At 49.6% G+C, this 13,552-nt stretch carries 14 protein-coding genes and 1 other RNA gene; 11 read left to right on the top strand and 4 right to left on the bottom strand.

All coding sequences use genetic code 11. The features are described 5' to 3' along the window. Positions 1-36: 36 nt before the first annotated feature. Together sspA and AAC007_RS05700 are read left to right on the top strand one after the other, a co-directional pair. Positions 37-684, top strand: a complete 648-nt coding sequence (gene sspA / locus AAC007_RS05705) for a stringent starvation protein SspA (RefSeq protein WP_339675172.1) — start codon at positions 37-39, stop codon at positions 682-684. Between the two features lie 18 nt (positions 685-702). Continuing rightward, positions 703-1,113, top strand: a complete 411-nt coding sequence (locus AAC007_RS05700) for a ClpXP protease specificity-enhancing factor (RefSeq protein WP_339675171.1) — start codon at positions 703-705, stop codon at positions 1,111-1,113. Between the two features lie 32 nt (positions 1,114-1,145). Here the strand turns inward: AAC007_RS05700 and AAC007_RS05695 are convergent, their stop codons facing one another. Genes AAC007_RS05695 through AAC007_RS05680 form a run of 4 tightly spaced genes read right to left on the bottom strand, consistent with a single transcriptional unit; the run spans position 1,146 to position 4,600 of the window. Continuing rightward, entirely contained in the window at positions 1,146-1,718 is a 573-nt protein-coding gene (locus AAC007_RS05695) for a BON domain-containing protein (protein WP_339675170.1), read from the bottom strand. Next, on the bottom strand, positions 1,715-2,323 hold the full coding sequence (locus AAC007_RS05690; RefSeq protein ID WP_295875978.1) for an SIS domain-containing protein: 609 nt from the start codon (positions 2,321-2,323) through the stop codon (positions 1,715-1,717). The genes AAC007_RS05695 and AAC007_RS05690 overlap by 4 nt, the downstream gene beginning before the upstream one ends. After that, the gene (locus AAC007_RS05685) at positions 2,320-2,694 is read right to left on the bottom strand and encodes a YraN family protein (protein ID WP_295875977.1); all 375 of its coding nucleotides are present in this window, start codon (positions 2,692-2,694) and stop codon (positions 2,320-2,322) included. Before AAC007_RS05685 ends, AAC007_RS05690 begins: the two co-directional genes overlap by 4 nt. Beyond that, the gene (locus tag AAC007_RS05680; RefSeq protein WP_339675166.1) at positions 2,684-4,600 is read right to left on the bottom strand and encodes a penicillin-binding protein activator; all 1,917 of its coding nucleotides are present in this window, start codon (positions 4,598-4,600) and stop codon (positions 2,684-2,686) included. Before AAC007_RS05680 ends, AAC007_RS05685 begins: the two co-directional genes overlap by 11 nt. A 53-nt stretch (positions 4,601-4,653) precedes the next feature. Here AAC007_RS05680 and rsmI point away from each other — a divergent pair, with 53 nt between their 5' ends. The 9 genes from rsmI (at position 4,654) to mraY (ending at position 13,539) form a co-directional block, all read left to right on the top strand. Further along, positions 4,654-5,496 carry a 16S rRNA (cytidine(1402)-2'-O)-methyltransferase gene (gene rsmI, locus AAC007_RS05675; protein ID WP_339675164.1) on the top strand — a complete coding sequence of 281 codons (843 nt, stop codon included), beginning with the start codon at positions 4,654-4,656 and terminating at the stop codon, positions 5,494-5,496. Positions 5,497-5,544: 48 nt separating this feature from the next. Beyond that, positions 5,545-5,895, top strand: an RNA gene (rnpB, locus tag AAC007_RS05670) — RNase P RNA component class A. A 259-nt stretch (positions 5,896-6,154) separates the two neighbouring features. After that, a complete protein-coding gene (gene mraZ / locus AAC007_RS05665; protein WP_159239346.1) occupies positions 6,155-6,595 on the top strand; it encodes a division/cell wall cluster transcriptional repressor MraZ in 441 nt (146 codons plus the stop codon). A 5-nt stretch (positions 6,596-6,600) separates the two neighbouring features. After that, on the top strand, positions 6,601-7,551 hold the full coding sequence (gene rsmH / locus AAC007_RS05660) for a 16S rRNA (cytosine(1402)-N(4))-methyltransferase RsmH (protein WP_296436523.1): 951 nt from the start codon (positions 6,601-6,603) through the stop codon (positions 7,549-7,551). An 8-nt stretch (positions 7,552-7,559) separates the two neighbouring features. Continuing rightward, complete coding sequence (ftsL, locus tag AAC007_RS05655) at positions 7,560-7,910, top strand: cell division protein FtsL (RefSeq protein WP_295875959.1); 351 nt, start codon at positions 7,560-7,562, stop codon at positions 7,908-7,910. Beyond that, positions 7,894-9,618 carry a penicillin-binding transpeptidase domain-containing protein gene (locus AAC007_RS05650; protein ID WP_295875957.1) on the top strand — a complete coding sequence of 575 codons (1,725 nt, stop codon included), beginning with the start codon at positions 7,894-7,896 and terminating at the stop codon, positions 9,616-9,618. The genes ftsL and AAC007_RS05650 overlap by 17 nt, the downstream gene beginning before the upstream one ends. After that, positions 9,618-11,096, top strand: a complete 1,479-nt coding sequence (locus tag AAC007_RS05645; protein WP_296436526.1) for a UDP-N-acetylmuramoyl-L-alanyl-D-glutamate--2,6-diaminopimelate ligase — start codon at positions 9,618-9,620, stop codon at positions 11,094-11,096. The genes AAC007_RS05650 and AAC007_RS05645 overlap by 1 nt, the downstream gene beginning before the upstream one ends. Beyond that, the gene (gene murF, locus AAC007_RS05640) at positions 11,093-12,457 is read left to right on the top strand and encodes a UDP-N-acetylmuramoyl-tripeptide--D-alanyl-D-alanine ligase (protein ID WP_339675156.1); all 1,365 of its coding nucleotides are present in this window, start codon (positions 11,093-11,095) and stop codon (positions 12,455-12,457) included. The genes AAC007_RS05645 and murF overlap by 4 nt, the downstream gene beginning before the upstream one ends. Continuing rightward, positions 12,457-13,539 carry a phospho-N-acetylmuramoyl-pentapeptide-transferase gene (gene mraY, locus AAC007_RS05635; protein WP_296436528.1) on the top strand — a complete coding sequence of 361 codons (1,083 nt, stop codon included), beginning with the start codon at positions 12,457-12,459 and terminating at the stop codon, positions 13,537-13,539. Before murF ends, mraY begins: the two co-directional genes overlap by 1 nt. Positions 13,540-13,552: the final 13 nt, after the last annotated feature.

The following is a 13,552-nucleotide window of genomic DNA, read 5'->3' as shown; positions in this document are numbered from 1 at the left end:
TTTGTTGTTTTAGTTTTCTAATTTGAGGTGAGATCAATGGGCGTTGTAGCCAAGCGTTCTACCATGACTTTCTTTTCCGACGCAGCGAGTCATTACTGCCATCGGGTGAGAATCGTATTGGCCGAAAAAGGCGTGACTGTTGATATCGTCGATGTGAAGCCGGATAACCTGCCGGAAGAGGTCGCCGAACTAAATCCCTATAACTCTTTGCCAACCTTGGTTGATCGCGACTTGGCCTTGTATGAGTCCAAGGTCATGATGGAGTATTTGGATGAGCGGTTCCCGCATCCACCATTGTTGCCAGTTTACCCGGTAGCCCGCGGTGAAAGTCGCCAGTATATCTATCGTATAGAGCGGGATTGGTGTCGATTAGTTGACGAGCTTCTCGCTGGTAATAACCCGAAAAACGCCGAAAAGGCGCGCAAGGAATTACGTGACAGCTTGTTAACTGTGGCGCCAATTTTTGCAGAAAAACCCTTTTTTATGAGCGAAGAATTTACCTTGGTTGATTGCTGTTTGGCGCCTATTTTATGGCGTTTACCAGAGTTGGGTGTGGTGATTCCGCAAACCCGCCAGTCAAAACCTTTGTTTGACTATATGGAGCGGTTATTTGAGCGTCCGGCTTTCCAAGAAAGTCTGACTGAAAAAGAGCGTGAATTGCGTAGCGAGGCATCAGTAGCTTAATTTGCTGCTTGAATTTATATGGCAATGACGTCTAGTCGACCTTATATGATCAGAGCAATTTATGAGTGGGTGGTGGATAACAACTGCACACCCTATATTTTGGTGGATGCCCTGCGCGAAGGTGTTTTTGTTCCGCAGCAGTATGTCCAAGATGGTCAAATTGTTCTGAATATATCCCCCTCGGCGGTCATGGGGCTAAATGTCGGCAATGACATTCTCAGCTTCAGTGGTCGCTTTGGCGGTGTGTCACAAGAGGTAAGCGCGCCTGTCGGTGCTGTGCTAGGCGTATACGCTAAGGAAAATGGCCAAGGTATGTTGTTCGATGCGGAGGAGTCAACGCCACCTCCGCCGCCTACTGGTTCCCGCCCCTCGGCGAGTTTAAGCAAGCTCCCGACTAAATCTAAGCCAAGTCTCAAAGTCGTTAAATAGACTTGGCGACTTTTCAGCTTTCTTAATGAAAGTTAGTAGTATTCAAAAACCCGCACCACTTTTTGCACACCGCTAGTTTCACTAACAACAGTGGCGGCGGTGTCAGATTCTGCTTTAGATACCAAGCCCATTAAATAAACGATGCCGTTTTCGGTCACGACTTTAATCTTTGATGCATCTAACTGTTCGTTTAGTGATAATCGACTCTTTACTTTGGTGCTTATCCAGGCGTCATTGCTTCTGGCTAGCATGCTTACATCGGCCCCTACGCTTAGTTCGTTGTGCACTTTACGTACTTTTTTGACGCCGCTTGCAATCTCGCCAGCAAGTTGTCGTAGATCTTCGCTGGCGGTATTCCCTGTTAGTAATACGATAGCGTTGTGACTGGTGGCGCTAATACGAGATGCCTTTAGCGCGGGATCGGTTTTGTTGATGTTCACGAGAACCTTGGTTTCAATGATTTCATCGTCAACGTAACTGCCCAGGCTGCGGCTTCCTGGATCATCGGCAATGGGTTTGTCGGTGGTTGCGGTGATAATTTGCGTACATGCGCTCATGAATAGGGCGAGCGCCATCGTAAGGCTAAAACGTATAAAGAGGTTCATGCGTGGGGAGTTCCAAATAGTTGAGTGTCTATTAATTCGCAAATGCTGTGTACGGCAACGAGCTGAACTTCAATCGCTCTTGCACGGTCTTCGATCGGGAAAGTAAGTTCTATATCGTCTGGCAATAGCAGGGCGCTGGCATCGCCGCCTTTGACATTGCTGATTGAGACTACGCGCATATTTCGCTCGTGGGCTGCTTGTATTGCTCTAAGCGTAGCTGCTGCACCGCCGCCGTTATAGCAAAGGACCAGGCAGTCGCCTGTTTGCCCTAGCGCGCGTATCTGATTTGCGTAAATATCGTTGTAACTGGAATCGGCCGCTATTGCAGTTGCAGCGTCGGAGCTCAGCACCATCGCAGGCAATGCTGGGCGCTCATGTTGAAAGCTATTCAGTAAATTGGTAGCTAAATGGTGGGCAATTAAGCCGCTGTTGCCTTCTCCGCAGCAGATAATTTTGTGCTCCTGGAGCATGCTTTCTACAAGGCATTCGCTAGCCTGTGCAATGGCCTCGCCGAGGGCTTCCATGGTGTACATACAGCTCTCAATGTGGCGGTGAAATAAATCTACTACTTGCTCGGAATAGTCCACGGTAATTTTGTTTTTCACTCCTGAAACGCGTTTTCTAGCCAGTTAAAATGTAGTTTACCGCTTTTATCGTTACTTGCTTCAATGACATCGAAGCGGCAAGGTAGTTCAGTGTATGCGCCGCTGCTGAGGAAGTGGCGTGCGGTAAGAATTATGCGTTGTTGCTTCTTGCTGGTGACGGTTTCGGCTCCGCTACCAAAGAACGAATTTTCTCTGAAGCGCACCTCAACAAAAATAAGGTGGTTTTCTGACATCGCAATAAGATCGATTTCTCCAAAACGACTTCGGTAATTTTGGTGCAAAATCTTCAGCTTGTGCTTTTCGAGTAGTCGACGGGCTCCGCGTTCAGCCCTGTCTCCAATGTCTGCGCTTTTCAGAGACTTAAAAATCATTTTCCGCGTCTTTGCTAGCAATCCCCATTGGGTTGACGACAGCGATTCCGTCTTGAATTTCGGCTAGGGCCAGCTCGCGCTCTATTTGCCCAAGCGCATTCAGTGTAAGTGTACCGGTTTCGCCAAACACGCGTGCGCTCGCACCATTGCGTAATTGCTTGAGGCGCAAATGCAGTCGAAAGCTGTCTACACCTAGCGCGTACATCCTTTGGTAGGCGGAGCTTGATGGTATTCCAGTATTAATTTCTTGGCGGATTGCCGATTTCTCGTCAAATATCCAAGGTATGTCGATAAAGCGGACGCCATTAATATCTCGGTCTTTGCTGGGCGAATTACTGCCCCGATAGATGTGCGATGTTGCATACACCGGGATGTCACCAGCGTAGTGATAGGCGAGAAGAGGCTTAATTGCGCGGCCTTCGTTTGGTCTAGCTAGCAAAAATATGAAGTCTACGTCCGATCGCCGATAAGGCTCGTAGTTGGGATGTATGCCAATAATCTGCTGTAAGCGCTGTAGACGCTGTTGGCTTTTATCAATTTGTAAGGTGCTTTTAATGCGTTGCGAATAATTATTTTTCGACGCGTCGAAAGTTTGGCTGGCGACAATTCTGCCATTTAAACTCTGCCAGCGTTGGGCAAAAGCGGCCGCGACTTTCTGTCCCCATGTTCCTTCTGGCGTGAGAATAAGTGCGCGTGAATAGCCTTTGCTTATCGCGATATCAGCGATTTGCTCTGCCTCATCCTCTGGATTTAAACCGAACTGGTATAAGCCCTTGGGGAAGCGGTCGCCATCTATGCGATTGAGTGCCAGTGTCGGTACATTCATTGTGCTTGGATGGCTTGCGACCAAGGCACTTAGATTTTCTTTTTCCAGTGGGCCGATGACAAGCTTATTGCCACTGTCTAAAACCTGCTGATACAGGGTATTGATGTCGGTTGAATTACTATCATACTGGTTGATCTGAGGGACATTGCCGCCTTCATTTAAGGTTTCGTAATAAGCTGCGAAAAAGCCATCGCGAATCGCTTTGCCGTAAGCTGCTAAGCGGCCAGTAACTGGCAGAATCAGGGCAACTTGATCTGCGCGCTCAACAATCAAATCATTTAGTTTGTCCAGTCCGCCTGGGAGTGCGTTGTGGGCGGGATGCTGGGGCCAGTTGCGCAGCCATGCATCACGTTGTTTTACTTGGGCGTCGATATTGTTCTGATTGTCTTTAGCAATAGAGGCAAGTTCGAGCCAGCCGATATAGTCTCTATTGCTAGTACTATTGATATTTTTGACGAGCACCGTGGTCGGTATTTGCATTAGAGAGGCCCAAATCGATTCTCTATTGGCGGGCTGTTGGGAAGAGGTAAGTAGCGGATCGATAAATATCCGCTCGCGGGCGGCAGATAAATGGTCGCCTTCTATTTCGTATAAGGAGGCGCGGAGTTGGCTGTATTGCATTTGTCGACGAACCGGCGCTTCCAGCACGGCACGTTCTACTAGCGGCTCTGAAAGTTGCGCTAAGGCTTGTGCAAATTCGGCGTGACCGCGGTGAACTCGCGCTCGAATAATCGCTAAGCGTAGCGCTTGGTCTGCGGTAAGTTCCGGGGGAATCAATTCGCCGGTTACATCGTCTGCGCGCGCAAGTTCTCCTTCTCTTAGTAACACCTCAGCAGCTTGCAGTAATAGCTCTGTTGACTCATCGGGATCCAGGCTTTTGGCGTCTGTTAACCACTGTTCGGCGGTGGCGATATCTACAGTTGCGGGGTTGAACTCGCCGCTTGGCGTCGACACGGGACGGGGTTTAGCCGTGTACTTCTCGACGTTACTTGGCCTAGGCTTTGTTTGCGTAACGGGCGCTGAACTACAGCTCGCCAAGAGTGTGGCGATGAGTATAAGTATGAAAGTGCTTGTCTTCATTGATTGGCCGTTGTTAGTCTGCGCGGTCATGTAAGATTGAGTGAGGCTAGCCTGTGGATAATACCCCGACCCTCTATGTTGTTGCCACGCCGATAGGGAATTTATCGGACATGGTACCTCGAGCCGTAGAGATCCTACAAACAGTAGCACTCATTGCCGCTGAAGATACCCGTCACAGTCGCACGTTACTTGGTCATTTTGATATACGCACACCTGTTTGTGCCTATCACGATCACAGTAATAGCGCAGAGCTTGAGCGATTACTTGCTCATTTGCGCGGCGGTAAAAGTTTGGCATTGATTTCGGACGCGGGTACGCCGTTGGTATCAGACCCCGGCTACCGCTTAGTTGATTTGGCGCTGCGCGAAGGGATTAAAGTTGTTCCTATTCCGGGGGCATGTGCGGTGATTGCGGCCCTAAGTGTGGCTGGACTGCCATCTGATCGTTTTATGTTTGAAGGTTTTTTGCCTGCCAAACAGCACGCGAGGTTAACAGTGTTGAAAAGTTTGCAGCGTGAGCGCCGAACTATGATCTTTTATGAGGCGCCGCATCGGGTCCGAGATAGCCTCGCAGATATTAGTGCCGCAATCGGCGGGGATCGGCTTGTCGTATTGGCTAGGGAGATCACCAAGCTATTCGAAACAGTGAAGCGCCTGCCGGCATCAGAGCTTCATGACTGGGTCAGTGCAGATAGCAATCAGCAACGCGGTGAGTGTGTATTGTTAATAGAGGGCTTTAAGGGGGATGAGGGTATTCCCGCAGCGACAATTGATATGCTGAATATATTGCGGGCCGAATTGCCCTTGAAGCAGGCCGCCGCTTTGTGCTCAAAAATCAGTGGTCTCAAAAAAAACCAGTTATACCAATATGGATTAGACTTTCCGCTTCAGGATTAGCCTGAAATAGCGCTTGCTAAAGCCCAGACTACTGGTTATTCTTACAGTTGAGTCGGCCAGACGATCGCTCTTCAGTTTACTGTTGGGAGGAAAGTCCGGGCTCCGCAGGGCAAGGCGCCAGGTAACTCCTGGGAGGTGCGAGCCTACGGAAAGTGCAACAGAAAATACACCGCCTAAGTAGCGCAAGCTGCCGGTAAGGTTGAAATGGTGCGGTAAGAGCGCACCGCGCGACTGGCAACAGTTCGTGGCATGGTAAACCCCGCCTGGAGCAAGGCCAAATAGGAATCCTTTGCTGTGGCCCACAGTGGATTCGGGTAGGCTGCTAGAGGCTTGCGGTGACGCAGGTCCCAGATGAATGGTCGTCCAAGACAGAACCCGGCTTATCGGCCGACTCAACTTTCTTTCATTTCTCGCTAAAATATCCCCACACTTAATGTTCTACATTAAGTCGCTTCCTCATGTCTTTGTTTTATAGAAACTAGCTAAAAAAACTCAATTTCTATTGCCCGATTTATCACGCAAGTTACTGACACATTTACAAAAATTCCCTTCTACGCTGCTTGACACCTAGGCTTGCAAGTTCCTATAGTGTGCCCCAGTGGGTAAAAGTGGTTTTTCGTGGTATTTTGCGGTTTAAAAGCGGAGCTTGGTGGGAATTATGTTCCTCGGCAGTCATACAATCACAATGGATAGCAAGGGGCGCTTGGCGATACCAGCCAAAATTCGCGACGCCTTGATGTCTGCCTGTGACGGCCGTTTAGTGATAACCGCCCATACCGAAGAGCGCTGCTTACTGGTCTACCCCGAGCCTCAGTGGCTGGATTTACTGCCAAAGATCGAGGCGCTTCCCAATATTCACCGCAAAGCTCGGCTAGCGCAGCGCCTATTGCTGGGTTACGCAACACCTCTAGAAATGGACGGCAATGGGCGTGTACTTCTGTCTCAGCCATTACGTGATTACGCCGATCTTGATAAGAAGCTATTGCTGGTTGGTCAGGGTAAAAAACTAGAACTGTGGAGTGAATCTGGCTGGTTCGATTGGCTGGGTGCAGCGGGAGAGGGTGACATGCCAGAAGAAATGTTATCCCTTTCCCTTTAGCGAGAGTGGATAGCTTGGAACAGCATTTAACAGTACTGCTTGACGAGGCGGTCAGCGCGCTCGTAACCGATGCCAGCGGTCGTTACGTTGATGGCACGTTTGGTCGTGGTGGGCACAGCAGATTGATTCTCTCGCGGTTGGGCGTCGATGGCAGTTTATTGGGGATTGATAAAGACGCCCAGGCAATTGCCGAGGGTGAGCAGTTAGCGGCTGGTGATCACCGCTTTAGCATCGCACGCGGTTCATTTGCCGAGCTTGCGAAATTGGCACAAGAAGCGGATTTTGGCGGCCCATTTACTGGGGTGTTACTCGATTTAGGGGTGTCGTCCCCGCAGCTTGATCAAGCTGAGCGCGGCTTTAGTTTTATGCGCGATGGCGATCTCGATATGCGTATGGATACCGACAGCGGTATGAGTGCGGCGGAGTGGATTGCGACTGCTGAAGAGGCGGAAATGGTTCAGGTCTTGCGTGACTACGGCGAAGAGCGATTTGCCAAGCGCATTGTCAGGGCGATTATTGCTGCGCGGGAAGAGGCGCCGATTACGCGGACATTGCAGTTGGCAAAAATAGTTACTGAAGCAAATCCTGCTTGGGAAAAGCACAAGCATCCGGCGACTCGGAGTTTCCAAGCAATTAGAATTTTTATTAACAATGAATTGACCGATTTAGAAAGACTGCTCGGAAGTGTGGTTGATCAATTAGCGGTTGGCGGTCGTTTGGTCGTGATTAGTTTTCACTCTTTGGAAGATCGAATGGTTAAGCGTTTTATGCGGCGTCAATCCGAAGGTGACGATGTGCCGGCATATATACCGGTGACAGAAAGTGAGCGTAATCGCCGTTTAAAAATTATTGGTAAGGCAGTAAAGGCGTCAGAGCAAGAGGTCGAGGTGAATCCCCGTTCGCGCAGTGCAGTCATGCGAGTGGCAGAAAAACTAGCATACGACGAGTGTGCATAGGGGGATATATGCTGGGCAAAAAGCAGCGCAGCACAAATAAAAAGAATTATGTGCTAGCAGAGGCTGAAGTTCAGGCTCCTATCGGCGGCGTGGCTGTGCCGCTACTAATATTGCTAGTGATTATTTCGTGCATTGCCGTGGTTCAAAGTTCGCATAAGAGCCGGAAGTTATTTGGCCAGCTACAAGATTTACGTCGTGAAGCAATGTTGCTCGAAGAAGATTGGGGGCGTTTATTGCTCGAACAAAGTACATGGGCATCACCAGATCGCGTGCAAGATATGGCTGTTCAAAAATTAAAAATGCAAGCGCCTAAGGCGCGGGAAGTAAAAATGGTTGGGGGCTATGGGAAAGCAGGTTAAAGCACCTATTTCGCCGTGGCGTTTCCGCATCGTTGTGGGGGCGCTATTTGTGCTCGCCCTTCTTTTAGTATGGCGTACGCTAACGCTGCAAGTGTTAGATGTCGATCGTGGTTACGAGTTTTTGCAGGGGCAGGGCAATGCCCGTACAAATCGTACCGAGGTGATTCCAGCTCATCGTGGCATGATTTCAGATCGCAATGGCGAGCCCTTGGCGGTAAGTACTCCGGTTGCGTCTATTTGGGCAAACCCTCAAGAGTTAAAAAATGCGAAGGAAGAATGGGCTCGCCTAGCCAGCAGTTTAGAAATGAAGCCAGCTGAATTGTCGCGCCGTATAGCACGTTATAGCGGCAGTCAATTTATGTATCTGCGTCGCCACATGGCGCCCGCTGCGGCTCAGCAGATTATGCAAATGAAAGTGCCGGGTGTGTATTTGCAACGGGAGTACCGCAGATTTTATCCAGCGGGAGAGGTCACTGCGCATGTCCTTGGCTTTACCGATATCGACGATCGCGGCCAGGAAGGGTTGGAGCTTGCCTACGACGAATGGCTTAACGGCACACCGGGGCGCAAGCAGGTATTAAAAGATTTATACGGCAATATTATTAGGGAGATAGACGCCGGCGAGGCGGCTAGCCCCGGCAAAGATATACAGCTCAGTATAGATTTGCGTTTGCAATATCTTGCTTACAAAGAACTCAAGTCAGCAATCACCAAAACCGGCGCTAAAGCCGGTTCGGTCGTTATTATCGACAGCGAATCTGGTGAAGTGCTAGCAATGGTAAATCAGCCTTCATTCAACCCGAATAATCGGAGCCAGTTAGTGCCAGATGCGATGCGTAATCGCGCGGTAATAGATATGTTTGAGCCTGGCTCCACTGTTAAGCCGCTAACAATTGTTGCCGGTTTAGAAAGTGGTAAATACACGCCTGAAACTATTATTAATACCAATCCCGGTTATATAAAGGTCGGCCCGAAGGTCCTTGAGGATCACCGCAACTACGGTTCGATTACCGTTGCGGAGGTGTTGAAAAAATCTAGCCAAGTCGGGACAACTAAGATCGCTTTGTCACTCGATGAGAACGATGTTTGGGGCGTTTTTAATCGCTTTGGACTTGGTCGTTCAACTGGCTCGGGCTTTCCTGGTGAAAGCAACGGTATGTTGCCGAATAGACCAAATTGGCGTGCTATTGAACGCGCTACATTTGCATTTGGCTACGGTTTGACGGTAACAAATTTACAGCTTGCTCAGGCGTATTCTGTGTTTGCAAACCGCGGCATGTTTCAGCAGGTTTCGCTGCTCAAGCGAACCGAAAAGCCGGTTAAGCAACAAGTCATCTCAGCAAAAATAGCTCGGCAAGTTGTTTCAATGCTTGAGGAGGTGACCGAGCTGGGTGGCACTGCAACGCGAGCGCAAGTAGATGCCTATCGAATTGCCGGCAAAACGGGAACGTCTCATAAAGCTGAAGCCGGTGGGTACGCAAAGGATCGCTATTTCGCCTTGTTTGCAGGTGTCGCACCGGCAAGTAATCCTCGGATTGTGGCGGTAGTAACTATAGACGAACCCCATGGAGATTATTTTGGTGGTTTGGTTGCCGCACCGGTTTTTTCGAAAGTGGTGTCTGACGCTTTGCGCTTGTTAAATATTGCGCCGGATAACCTAGAGCCGGCTGACCCTAAACCTAAAGTGAAGGGAGATTCGGCGGCGTGATGGCAGACCAACAGGATTACACAGTGCCACGACTACTCGGCGATTTGCTAAGCGACTTGCCGCCGGAAGTTGCCGCCGTGCCGGTAACCGGCTTGGCACTGAACAGTCGCGACGTGCAAGCTGGCGATGTGTTCTTGGCGGTGCGTGGGCATACCGTCGATGGCCGAGATTATATTGATGCCGCGATTCATGCTGGCGCAGTTGCCGTGATAGCTGACGCGCCATTCGATCCCGCGCAGTGGTCATTACCCGTGGTCGTGGTTGATGATTTACTCGCAAAGTTGAGCGATATCGCTGGACGTTTTTATGGCAATCCATCTTCGCAACTTAAATTGATCGGTATTACCGGAACCAACGGTAAGACGAGTTGCGCGTGGATGGTTGCACAGTTACTAGAGGCAATCGGTGAACCCTGTGGCCTTATAGGTACATTGGGCAGTGGTCGTTTTGGGCGCTTAAGCAGCGGCGCCAATACGACTCCGGATGCGGTTTCTGTACAGGCAATTCTTGGTGATTGGCGCGATGGCGGTGCAAGTTGGGCGGCGATGGAAGTGTCGTCTCACGGCTTGGCGCAGCACCGTGTTGCCGCTTTAAACTTTGCCGCCGCAGTGTTTACCAACCTTAGCCAAGATCACCTTGATTACCACGGCTCGATGGAGGCCTATGGCGAAGAAAAAGCTCGGCTATTTGCTTGGTCGGGATTGCAGCTGGCGGTTATAAATCGGGATGACGAGTTTGGTCGCAAATTATTGGCTAGATCAACAGCGAAACAGATTATTGATTTTAGTGTTTTCGACGAAAGAGCAAAGGTATACGCAGAAAATGTGAGCTGCGACATGAATGGTATTCGTGCGCAATTACGCAGCGTCTGGGGTGATATAAGTATTAGCTCTCCTCTGTTGGGCGCATTTAACTTATCAAACTTACTGGCGGCGAGTGCCGCATTATTAGGTTTGGGTGTTCCCGCAAAAGATATCGAGGCGGCCTTGCCGTTATTGAAACCTGTGCCTGGCCGAATGGAGTGTTTACGTTCGGAAGATAATGTATTGGCCGTCGTTGACTACGCTCATACACCAGATGCACTGCAAAAAGTGTTGCAAACATTGCGCCCCGTTATTCTCGGAAAAATTATTTGTGTGATGGGTTGCGGTGGTGATCGAGATAAATCGAAGCGGCCGTTGATGGGTGCGATTGCTGAGCAATATGCAGATCAGGTTTGGGTGACTAACGATAATCCACGATCGGAATCTGCCGAGGGAATTATTGCCGATATCTGTGCGGGAATGAGTGAGAAACCATTTTTAGAGCTTGAGCGAGCGACCGCTATTCATGCAGCTATTGCGTCTGCAAAATCGGGTGATGTTGTTTTAGTAGCAGGTAAGGGGCACGAAGATTACCAAGAAATAGCTGGTCACAGATTGCCATTTAGCGATGTGCAATGTGTGCGTCTTGCTCTCGCCGCGAGGACGTCGCTGTGATTTCTGCGATGACCTTAGCGCAAATTGCGAACTGTGCCGACGGAAAGTTGTGCGGCGCAGATGTGCAAGTGCTGGGTTTATCGACAGACACTCGGAAAATTAAACTTGGCGATTTATTTGTTGCGCTGTCAGGCGAAAATTTTAACGGCAATAGATTTGTTGAAGACGCTAAAAAAAATGGGGCAATTGCCGCATTAGTTAGTGAATCAACGGATATTCTGCCCAGTGTGTTGGTCACAGACAGTCGTCGTGCTTTGGGATTGATCGCACGAGAAAATCGTCGCCAATTTTCTGGGTCGCTAGTTGCGGTTACTGGCAGTAGCGGGAAGACCAGCACCAAAGAAATGCTTGCAAGTATCTTTGCGCAGCACGGTGATGTATTCGCCACGCAAGGTAATTTAAATAATGAGATCGGCGTGCCATTGAGTTTGCTCGCTATCGAAGAAAAACATCGTTTTGCAGTGATCGAAATGGGCGCTGCCAAACAAGGTGATATTGCTTATTTATGTGAGTTTGCTGAGCCGGATATCGCGGTATTAACAAACGCACAGCCAGCGCATATTGCTGGCTTCGGATCACTGGAAGGTGTGGCGAAGACCAAGGGCGAGATATTTAGTAGTTTGCCGCAACATGGCCTTGCCGTCATAAACGCTGATGACACGTATTGCGAGTTGTGGCGGAGCATTGCCAAGCACGTGAAACAACGTCTATTCAGCCTTGTGCGTGAGGATGTCGATGTGTTTGCTCGTGATATTGATCTGAGTGTACCGGGAACGGTTCGGTTTGAATTGGTGAGTTTTAATGGCAGTGCAAGGGTGTGCATGCCTTTGTCGGGGCGCCATATGATAGCGAATGCATTGGCGGCAGCAGCGGCATCACTTTCCGCTGGTGTAAGCCTTGCAGACGTTGTTGCAGGCTTAGAGTCTATGCGCAGTGTCAGCGGGCGCCTGTTGCGGCGAGACGTAGCGGGTGTCGCAGTGATTGACGACAGTTATAACGCTAATTCTGGTTCGGTGCGCGCCGCGATTGATGTGTTAGCGAGTGGCGTTGGCAGGAAAGTACTTGTCATGGGGCATATGGCCGAGCTCGGTGCCGAGGCTGATTTGCGACACCGCGAGATTGCCGCATACGCCCGTGAGAATCGAATAGATGCGCTGTTTGTGGTGGGCGAGTTTGCTGAATTGATGGCCTCCGAATTCGGTGGAGAGAGTTTTGCCTTCGCTAAGAAGGCGGAACTGATTGCCAAGTTAGGTCGTTTTGTAAAATCGGGAGATACGGTATTGGTCAAGGGTTCGCGCAGCGCCGCGATGGAAGAAGTAGTTGACGCGCTCTCTGCGGAATTAGTAGGGAGTAATAGCTAATGTTGCTATTTCTATCTGAGTACCTAACTCAGCATATAAGCGGTTTTGCGGTATTTCAGTATCTGAGCTTTCGCGGCATTCTCGGCGTCTTAACGGCTTTGGCTATCTCTTTGTTAGTTGGCCCGTTCATGATACGTAAATTAAATTTCTATCAAATTGGCCAGGCGATCCGTGACGATGGTCCTAAGTCGCACCTGAGTAAATCAGGTACTCCAACGATGGGTGGCGCACTTATTTTAGTGGCGATTTTTACCAGCACCTTGTTGTGGTCAGATTTGCGGAATCCCTTTGTTTGGACCGTACTTGTGGTTACCGCAATATTTGGCGCAGTGGGCTGGGTAGATGACTATCGCAAGGTTATACAGCGCAATTCACGTGGGCTTCCAGCGCGCTGGAAGTATTTTTGGCAAAGTATTGCCGGCTTAGGTGCGGCTATCTTTTTATATGTAACCGCAGATAGTCCGGTCGACACCCAATTGTTTTTTCCGTTCTTCAAAAACGTGAGTTGGCAGATGGGCGCCTTTTTTATCGTGCTCACGTATTTCGTGATAGTTGGTTCCAGTAACGCAGTCAATTTGACCGACGGTTTGGATGGTTTGGCAATCTTGCCGACGGTTATGGTTGGTGCAGCTTTAGGTTTAATTGCCTACCTGACCGGTAACGTTAAGTTCGCGGAGTATTTGCACATTCCCTATGTGGCAGGTGCCGGTGAATTGATAGTTATATGCGGATCTTTGGCCGGCGCAGGCTTGGGATTCCTGTGGTTTAACACGTATCCCGCACAGGTTTTTATGGGCGATGTCGGCGCGCTTGCATTGGGCGCTGCACTGGGAACCGTTGCCGTTATTACGCGGCATGAAATTGTATTTTTTATCATGGGCGGCATTTTTGTATTAGAAACGGTGTCGGTCATTTTACAAGTCGCTTCCTTCAAATTAACGGGGCGACGTATTTTCCGTATGGCACCTATTCATCATCATTTTGAATTAAAGGGTTGGCCGGAACCACGTGTCATTGTGCGTTTCTGGATTATCACTGTGATGCTGGTGCTTTTCGGTTTGGCAACGTTAAAACTACGTTAAAATTTTTATTCGG

It is taken from the genome of uncultured Zhongshania sp. (assembly GCF_963975605.1).
GTDB lineage: Bacteria > Pseudomonadota > Gammaproteobacteria > Pseudomonadales > Spongiibacteraceae > Spongiibacter > Spongiibacter aquimaris.
This window is presented reverse-complemented; position numbering and strand designations above follow the sequence as displayed.

Excerpts from the sequence above, each read along its gene's own strand:
- mraZ (WP_159239346.1), top strand. The coding sequence starts at position 6,155 with ATGTTCCTCGGCAGTCATACAATCACAATGGATAGCAAGGGGCGCTTG.
- ftsL (WP_295875959.1), top strand. The coding sequence starts at position 7,560 with ATGCTGGGCAAAAAGCAGCGCAGCACAAATAAAAAGAATTATGTGCTA.
- sspA (WP_339675172.1), top strand. The coding sequence starts at position 37 with ATGGGCGTTGTAGCCAAGCGTTCTACCATGACTTTCTTTTCCGACGCA.
- AAC007_RS05685 (WP_295875977.1), bottom strand. The coding sequence starts at position 2,694 with ATGATTTTTAAGTCTCTGAAAAGCGCAGACATTGGAGACAGGGCTGAA.
- AAC007_RS05700 (WP_339675171.1), top strand. The coding sequence starts at position 703 with ATGGCAATGACGTCTAGTCGACCTTATATGATCAGAGCAATTTATGAG.
- AAC007_RS05695 (WP_339675170.1), bottom strand. The coding sequence starts at position 1,718 with ATGAACCTCTTTATACGTTTTAGCCTTACGATGGCGCTCGCCCTATTC.
- mraY (WP_296436528.1), top strand. The coding sequence starts at position 12,457 with ATGTTGCTATTTCTATCTGAGTACCTAACTCAGCATATAAGCGGTTTT.
- AAC007_RS05650 (WP_295875957.1), top strand. The coding sequence starts at position 7,894 with ATGGGAAAGCAGGTTAAAGCACCTATTTCGCCGTGGCGTTTCCGCATC.
- AAC007_RS05645 (WP_296436526.1), top strand. The coding sequence starts at position 9,618 with ATGGCAGACCAACAGGATTACACAGTGCCACGACTACTCGGCGATTTG.
- AAC007_RS05680 (WP_339675166.1), bottom strand. The coding sequence starts at position 4,600 with ATGAAGACAAGCACTTTCATACTTATACTCATCGCCACACTCTTGGCG.